Origin of the sequence: Phormidium pseudopriestleyi FRX01 (genome assembly GCF_017313335.1) — a bacterium.
Lineage (GTDB): Bacteria > Cyanobacteriota > Cyanobacteriia > Cyanobacteriales > Laspinemataceae > Laspinema > Laspinema pseudopriestleyi.
On record NZ_JAFLQW010000135.1, the window covers coordinates 1 to 7698 of the forward strand.

Here is a 7698-nt window from a genome sequence, read left to right on the forward strand (position 1 = left end):
ATAACCTGTACTGAAACGACGATTTAAGGAACTATATCGGTTACCACATCGCCCCCCGTCACGACAATACTTTGGTCCTGAAGTTTGCCCACTGCTTTGGGTCCAGTGACTGTAAATGGGGGGTCTGCTTGGCGATAAAAGACATTGCCTTCGGCTTGGAACTCTTCAGTGGGAATCACCCAAGTCATGCGATCGGCTTTGAACTCTGATGAGGGGACCTGGCGTACCCCGGTGACATTTCCGAATAAAGAGATGATGGAAGATTCAAGTTCCAGGGTGCCGCGATCGCCGATTAAGGTCAAGGTTTGGTTCGGATGCACGATGGTGACCCGACGTTCACTGGTGACCCTTTGAGCATCAATATTCCACCGCATCAAGTCGCTGTTGATTGTGAGTGGGGGTTCACTCAAGGTAATCTGAACTTGTTGTTCCAGGGTCACGACATTCGTTTCCAGGTTTAGTTCACCGCGATCGCCAACTGCCTTGTCACTGGCGGGACAATCTTGGGGTTTTTCACACAGATAACGGTCAATTTCCACCGGGCGATCGCTGATGATTTGGTCCGTATCCATCTGCCACACCACCGCCTCAGAACGCATCTGTAAGGCGGGATTTTTCTGCGTTGTAGCAACGACATTCCCCACCAGTTCCATGCGCTGGGCTTTGCTTTGCAGTCTGGCTTCATTCGCAGTAATTTCCAGGTCCGGATGGGTGGCGTTCACATTATCCCGAACGATCAGCAAATCTTCTGCGGGTAACCATTCTAATTCCTGAGCACGGATTACGGCTTGATTTGGGATCTCGGTGGCCACAATGTCCTCCTGGAGCACAATTTTCGAGCCGTCACCATGCACCTGCCCTTTTTTGGACTGGATCTGATAAACCAGTTGACCTTCCTGAAACAGTTCTCCGGTTGGTGTCTCTAAATAGGTAATTTTCTGTTCATCATTATACTGAGCGGAGGGCGATCGCACCTTCCAGACGATTTCCCCCTCAGCATTGGCCTGTTCCAGGGTGACATCATTAAATGTTAATGCTTGATTTTGCCCTTCTTCTGACTCGGTTACAAGGGGAGTATTGCCCTTTTGAAAAAAGGCACAACTGGGTAAACCCAGTCCCAGTAAGGCATATAAAAGCAAAAGGAAAAAACCAGAATTTTTCACTTTTAAATAGGTAATGTTGATGTCTGAATCCACCCGGATTTAGTGGTCTTCCACATCATCCATCATGCCAATAGTGGAAAGGGGACGGTAGGTATAATTGGGGTGCCTGGGGGCTTTTTGGATATCTTCCTTGATGGATTCTAGGTCAATATAGCGATCGGCCACGTTAATCAAACTATCGCTGGTCATGGAACGGAGGCTAACCACTTCCACTCTCACCCCGCGATAGCTCACCGCATCTACTGAATAAGCGAGGTCTCCATCCCCACTGACTAACACGGCAGTGTCATAAGAACCCACTAATGCCATCATATCCACGGCGATTTCTACATCCAAGTTGGCTTTTTTAGAGCCATCAGGAAGCTGAACTAAATCTTTCGATATCACCCGATAACCATTGCGACGCATCCATAATAAAAATCCCTGTTGTTTTTCATTGGTGCGATCGACGCCGGTATAGAAAAAAGAGCGCAGGAGTCGGGAACCGGCAGTTAAGCGACATAGCAGCTTGGTATAATCGATTTCGATTCCCAACTGCAAAGCGGCATAAAACAAATTGGAGCCATCAATAAAAATGGCAACTCGACCGCGATTTTCTAAAACCTGTTCGGGGGTAAATATGTTGTTGTTTTCTGGATGATGATGCAACATGGTTGTTATTCCTCAGTTTTTTTATCGGAAAATTGATTTTTCATTATGATCTATGATAGAGGGAATCGCCTGGTTGTTACCTGATTCAGGTGAACATCAGGCAATTGATGATATATCAGAACGGTGCCCTAACGCCCCGATAATCCTTTCTTTGGCAATGGGGTGGGGACCCCTCTGTAACCCCACCCCCTATACTCGATAATTCTACTCGCTCTTTTTGATTGCACATTGCCGATCGCCCAACTTATGAAGACGCCTGATTGCTCAACTCCAGGCGAGCAAATACGGGTTTGGCTTCTCCCAGCACGCGATCGCTGCTGAGAATCCCCCAACTCGAATGAGTGGAAAAGTTCAGCGCACTCGCGATCGCGGTTTGGTCATTAAAATCAATCGAATACCCCAGTTGCTGATAAATCGCCGTGCTGATATTCGGAATGATCGCAGAAAGTAAGTACGCCGAGAGTCTCACGGATTCTAAAACAGCATAGAGCACTTGCTCAACGGCCTGCTGTTCCCCCTGCTTATAGAGTTTCCAGGGTGCCTGCTCGTCGATGTACTTGTTACACCCTCGCACCAAGGACAGAATCTCTTCACATCCTTGGCTAAATTGCAGGCCCTCATAGGCACGAGTAACGCGATCGCCTAAAGTTACCCCCGCTGCTTTTAACCCATTGTCAAGGCCAATTTCCTCGGGATTCACCTTCGGCACCTGGCCTTGACAATACTTTTTCACCATGCCCAGAGTCCTATTTAGTAAATTCCCCAAGTCGTTGGCGAGATCGGCATTGAGAATATTAATAAATCGAGTTTCGTTAAAATCCCCGTCCCGTCCAAATTCAATTTCTTTCAGAAAGTAGTACCGCAGTGCATCGGATCCGTACCGTTCCACCAAATCTAATGGATCAATAATATTACCCAAAGTTTTGCTAATTTTGTGACCGTCTTTCGTTAAAAACCCATGTCCAAACACTCCCCCGGAAACGGGAACTCCTGCGGACATGAGCATGGCAGGCCAATACACCGCATGAAATCGCAAAATATCTTTACCAATCAAGTGCAGATTAATCGGTGCCCATTTTGATAAGGCATTCTCCAGGGTGGGTTCTTGATCTGGTTCTAACAGGGCCGTCACATATCCCAACAGGGCATCAAACCACACATAAAGGGTCTGTTTTGGATCCACCGGCACCGGAAACCCCCAAGCGACATTGACCCGAGAAATGGAGAAATCTTGCAGTCCTTGTTGGACAAAGCTCAAAACTTCGTTACGTCGCATTTCGGGCCGAATAAAATCAGGACGCTCTTGATAGAGGGCCTCTAGTTGGGGTTGGTATTTGGAAAGGCGAAAAAAGTAATTTTGCTCGTCACGCCATTCGACTTCCCGGTTAGGATGCATTGGACAGCGATTGTCTTCAAGCAATTCTCGTTTTTCTTTAAATTCTTCGCAAGCAACACAGTACCAACCCGTTTGCTGGCTTAAATAAATGTCATCATTGTCCCAGACGCGCTGGAAAAATTGTTTGACGATCGCTCCATGACGGGGATTGGTCGTCCGACTAAACCTATCGTAGGCAATGTTCAGCTTTTGCCATAATTGGTCAAATCCGGCTGCAATTCTATCGCAGTGTTCTTGGGGCGATCGCCCCAATGCTTCTGCAGTCCGCTCTATTTTTTGCCCATGTTCATCGGTTCCGGTAATCAGCAGGACTGATTTCCCCCGAAGTCGCTCAAACCTCGCCACAACATCGGCGGCAATTGTGGTATAGGCGCTGCCAATGTGAGGCAAATCGTTTACATAGTAAAGCGGTGTTGTAATAGCAAATCTGTTCTTACTCGTCTTGGTAGAGTTCATAGATTCAGTTAAAAACGACCCCCATTCTTTTATTTCGATGGTAACATGAGGGACGGCAAACTTCCATTCTACTCGACATTTCACAAAATTTTTACCCCAATTCCGGGGTTTTACAGGGATTTATGCCTCTAAAATATAAAGATTTTATAAAAATTGTTGACCTTTATTGCCTCTATTTTTAAAGATTTTCTATAGATGATTCAGGAACGACACTCCCATGAGGCCGATTCGGCAATAGCTTCTCCGGGGATCAATGGTTTTGAACGGTCACTGTCTCCTCCCTTTTTTTATCAAAAAACGACAAAGGAGGTTTCAAGGGCGTCGTGACTCCAAACCCTTACCGCTTTGTTTCCCCTGCCCCGTGACAGTAAAGATAGGCGTCGGACCCTTGATCCGTAACGCAGGCTGAGAATTCGGGGGGTCTGGAACCCAATCAAACTGATTTTTACTTTATAATTGTTTACAAAACCTCTCAGAAATGTAAAGCGGCTGGGAAGTTCTCAAATTTCTCAAGGCTCTTAATCGATCGCGCCGGTGAAAATGTCATCAGAAGATAGGCCACTGCAAATTTCCCACGGGTTTCTCACGGCCTTTGGTACCCGTACCTTCATCTACTACCGGGATCGCATTCCCTCTGAAGGTGCCGCCCTGATCGTGAGCAATCATCGCAGCTTTATGGATGCCCCTTTACTGATGGTCGGAACAGGACGCTCGATCCACTTTGCCTGCCATCATTATATGGGCCAAGTCCCGCTGTTACGAGAATTTGTAACGGAGTTGGGCTGCTTGGTCTTAGAATCATACGGGCCACAACAGCATCGCTTTTTTCGTCAAGGAAGCAAGCTGCTACAACAACAAGCGGCGATCGGGGTCTTTCCCGAAGGTGCAACGCCAATGCTTCGCTTAACCCCGCCTTCAGAAGTCGGGGAGTTTCATCGCGGGTTCGCCCATTTAGCTCTGAGTGCCAAGGTGTCAGAACTGGCGATTGTGCCGGTGGCGATCGCCTCGATGGAAGAACAAGTGCTTTCGGGTCTCCCCATTCGGATGTTGAGTCTATTTGACCCCACCGAATCTCATTTTCAACAAGACGGATTCCACCCCCTTGTGATTTATCGGCGCGTTAATCTCCTCGTCGGTCGCCCCTATTGGATTACTCAGGCGCAAAAACAGGGTTATCCCGGTAAATCCGGAAAACGGGTGGTGAAAGAAATAACCGATCGCTGCCGGGAAGAAATTGCTGGTTTACTCCGGCAAGGCTGTTATTAAACGGGGTTTAAAACGCAGAATTTTAGGGAAGAAAGATATGGGTTCACTGATACACAATTTTAACGAGCGGTTTCATTTTTCAACCCCCTCGACTCTCCAACCTGACTTGCCGTTGTTGGTTTATTTACCAGGGATGGATGGGACTGGGGAACTCTTGCGATCGCAAATTAATAAAGGTCTCTCTACCGCCTTTAATCTCCAGTGTCTAGCCATGCCTGCCCATGATTTATCCTCCTGGGACCAACTCACGGAAAAAGTCGTGGGTTTATTGCGATCGCAATTTCGTCACAGTCGCCCCGATACGGTTTATCTCTGTGGCGAGTCTTTTGGCGGTTGCTTGGCCCTGAAAATTGCCCTCAAGGCCCCAGAACTGTTCGATCGCCTGATTTTAATCAATCCCGCCTCTTGTTTTATGGGTCAAGCTTTGCTCCATTTTGGCTCCCACCTGACCGGATGGTTACCTCCCCCCATCTATGCCTTATCGGTCATGGGTTTATTACCCTTTCTAGCTGCCCTCGGTCGCATCGCCCGTTCGGAACGCAATACGTTGTTAGCGGCAATGCAGTCCGTCCCTCAACCAACTAGCACTTGGCGAGTCAATTTACTCCGCGAGTTTGAAATGAACTCTCATGAGTTAAGTCGCATCCGTCAACCCGTCTTGGCGATCGCCAGTACCGGCGATCGGCTGTTACCCTCGGCTGCCGAAGCGACCCGCTTAACCTATTCCATTCCCAACGCTAAACAAGTCTTACTACCTGATAGCGGTCATGCTTGTTTACTCGAAACTGATGTCAATCTTTACAAACTCCTTAAAGACCATGATTTTTTAACCCGTCCCAAACCCATCAGTGCAGTCGCCTGAAATGTGAATTTGCCTATTGACTTAAAGCCTAAAACTATGTTATTGTGATTAATCTGGGTCACTAGCTCAATGGTAGAGCATCGGACTCTTAATCCGTTGGTTCGGGGTTCGAGCCCCCGGTGACCCATTTTTAATCGCCCGATTCACCCCAACGGTCTCCAAACCTAAAACGGGTGGATCTCAATGCTTTAGTCCCTACCCTAAATAAACAGCTTATAAAAAACCGGCACCTTTGAGGATGCCGGTTTTTTAATCCATTTTTCCAGTTCATTTCCACAATTTGACCGAAATCGTTAAAAAATTGTCCAACCAACTGGCAGAATTTGACTGAACAAATACAGAATTTTTTTTATCCCGGGTTGTACTAAAACCAGACAAATGAACTGTTAAGCTGTTGCTTGTTTAAAGAAAGAAACTAGAAAATTCGGAAACCGTTGGAGTGCGAGCATCTTGCTCGCTCTTTTTTACAGTATTTAAATGGCGAACAGCTTATCAAATCGTCCAGTAACCTCAACCGGGAAAAGCTTAATCAATAACTTCCAGCCATCCCCGCTTAATCGCATGAGAAAGGCGATGGAGGGCCGCCCGGTCTTCTTCATTCAGTCGCGTTACTAATCCAACATTAAGGAGTTGGGTGTGTTCATACCGGGTAATATAACCGGCTTTCCAGGCTTGAAAAAATACGTCTGAAATTCTGGATGGATAAAGCATAGCGTGAACTGGTATCACCACCAATAAAAAGTGATACTCTAAGTATCAACTAAAACCCGGCAATATCCAGTGATCTAAAGAAAAATAGGCTGTGATATTCATCGAGATTGGCCGTGATTTATATCACAAGTCAACTCACCCGGGGAAGGGCAAAAGAGGCGCGATCGCCGCCACCTCTTTTATCTCTAAACTTCACCAATTTAGTGCAGGATTGAACACCCTGAATCAGCAACCGAAGCGTTGATCCCCGACTCAGCGAGACTGAATCGTGAGGACTTGGGGTGGGGTGGCATCCGGGGGATAAATCAAATCTACCTCCACCAGACGGCGATCGCCCGGTGGCATTTCCAAGGTCGCCAACGGTTCCCCAATTTGTCCCCGACGCTGCACCAAATGCCAATAGCGCGTTGTTGGCACTCCCAAATCATTGGTATAGCGAACCCGCACCGTTCCTCGGAAAAATACCTGGGGTCCAGGAGGTTCTAAAAACCGTAACCCTTGTTGCGTTAAAGTCTCTTCTTTCAACGCCGTCTGTAAACTCACCGTCACGGTTTCTGTCGCTTTTGTCTCATTGATCAGGGGTAAACGTAAACGGTATTCTAGGGCATAGTTGCCATGAGCAGAATAGGCAGTATCTGGGTAACGGACCAACATCGGTGCACTTTGCGACTGATCCGTTCCCATTAGTCCTCCGGGTAAGGTGCCGATCGCGTAGGAAAAGCTGTCTCCCGACCCAGGAATACTCAACCCTTGAATATCCGGGCGATCGACCAATTGACCCACCCAAGTAGACCCCTGGGACACCCCAGCGACTCGACCGTAGATTCTTTGGCCCTCGGTTTGGTCTGGGGGAGTGGGAGTGCGATCGCGCGGAGTTGCCACATCTGCGGTTTCTAAAAGCTGCTGCCATTCCTCCAGAGTGGGCGATCGCTCATTCCCACTCCCATCCTGCCGCGCATACATCGCCAAACTCGCCACATAGACTTGCCCGCTACTGGACAACCGCATTAAGGTCGAACGACCATTCAGAGGCGGTTCTAGGGTGCGGACTGGAATCTGCCGATTCATCAACATTTGACTCGACTGAGGTGGAATCACCAGTTGCGCGGGCCAGATATCTTGGCGCTGTCCTCGCAGAATTTCACTGGTGACGCGCCCCCCAGGTCCAGCATAAACCGCCCCCAGAGGATTCG

At 48.0% G+C, this 7698-nt stretch carries 8 protein-coding genes and 1 tRNA gene; 4 read left to right on the forward strand and 5 right to left on the reverse strand.

Annotated features, from left to right (window positions below; translation table 11 throughout):
• Positions 1 to 23: 23 nt before the first annotated feature.
• From lptC to metG, 3 genes are all read right to left on the reverse strand, one after another.
• Positions 24 to 1196, reverse strand: coding sequence for an LPS export ABC transporter periplasmic protein LptC (gene lptC / locus J0895_RS05160; protein WP_207087051.1), 1173 nt, complete (start codon positions 1194 to 1196; stop codon positions 24 to 26).
• A gap of 6 nt (positions 1197 to 1202) precedes the next feature.
• Entirely contained in the window at positions 1203 to 1814 is a 612-nt protein-coding gene (locus J0895_RS05165) for a LabA-like NYN domain-containing protein (RefSeq protein ID WP_207087052.1), read from the reverse strand.
• 244 nt (positions 1815 to 2058) lie between these two features.
• A complete protein-coding gene (gene metG / locus J0895_RS05170; protein ID WP_207087053.1) occupies positions 2059 to 3666 on the reverse strand; it encodes a methionine--tRNA ligase in 1608 nt (535 codons plus the stop codon).
• Positions 3667 to 4206: 540 nt separating this feature from the next.
• Between metG and J0895_RS05175 the strand changes: the two genes are divergently transcribed.
• The 3 genes from J0895_RS05175 to J0895_RS05185 all read left to right on the forward strand — a co-directional run bounded on the left by J0895_RS05175 (position 4207) and on the right by J0895_RS05185 (position 5921).
• Complete coding sequence (locus J0895_RS05175) at positions 4207 to 4932, forward strand: lysophospholipid acyltransferase family protein (protein WP_207087054.1); 726 nt, start codon at positions 4207 to 4209, stop codon at positions 4930 to 4932.
• 37 nt (positions 4933 to 4969) lie between these two features.
• Positions 4970 to 5794 carry an alpha/beta fold hydrolase gene (locus J0895_RS05180; RefSeq protein WP_207087055.1) on the forward strand — a complete coding sequence of 275 codons (825 nt, stop codon included), beginning with the start codon at positions 4970 to 4972 and terminating at the stop codon, positions 5792 to 5794.
• Positions 5795 to 5849: 55 nt separating this feature from the next.
• A tRNA-Lys gene (locus J0895_RS05185) sits at positions 5850 to 5921 on the forward strand.
• 398 nt (positions 5922 to 6319) lie between these two features.
• On the opposite strand, the gene J0895_RS05190 is transcribed toward J0895_RS05185, so the two are convergent.
• Positions 6320 to 6505, reverse strand: coding sequence for a hypothetical protein (locus J0895_RS05190; RefSeq protein WP_207087056.1), 186 nt, complete (start codon positions 6503 to 6505; stop codon positions 6320 to 6322).
• Positions 6506 to 6596: 91 nt separating this feature from the next.
• Between J0895_RS05190 and J0895_RS05195 the strand changes: the two genes are divergently transcribed.
• The gene (locus J0895_RS05195; protein WP_207087057.1) at positions 6597 to 6749 is read left to right on the forward strand and encodes a hypothetical protein; all 153 of its coding nucleotides are present in this window, start codon (positions 6597 to 6599) and stop codon (positions 6747 to 6749) included.
• An 8-nt stretch (positions 6750 to 6757) separates the two neighbouring features.
• Here the strand turns inward: J0895_RS05195 and J0895_RS05200 are convergent.
• On the reverse strand, positions 6758 to 7698 hold a 941-nt coding region (locus J0895_RS05200; RefSeq protein WP_207087058.1), incomplete at its 5' end, for a DUF3370 domain-containing protein.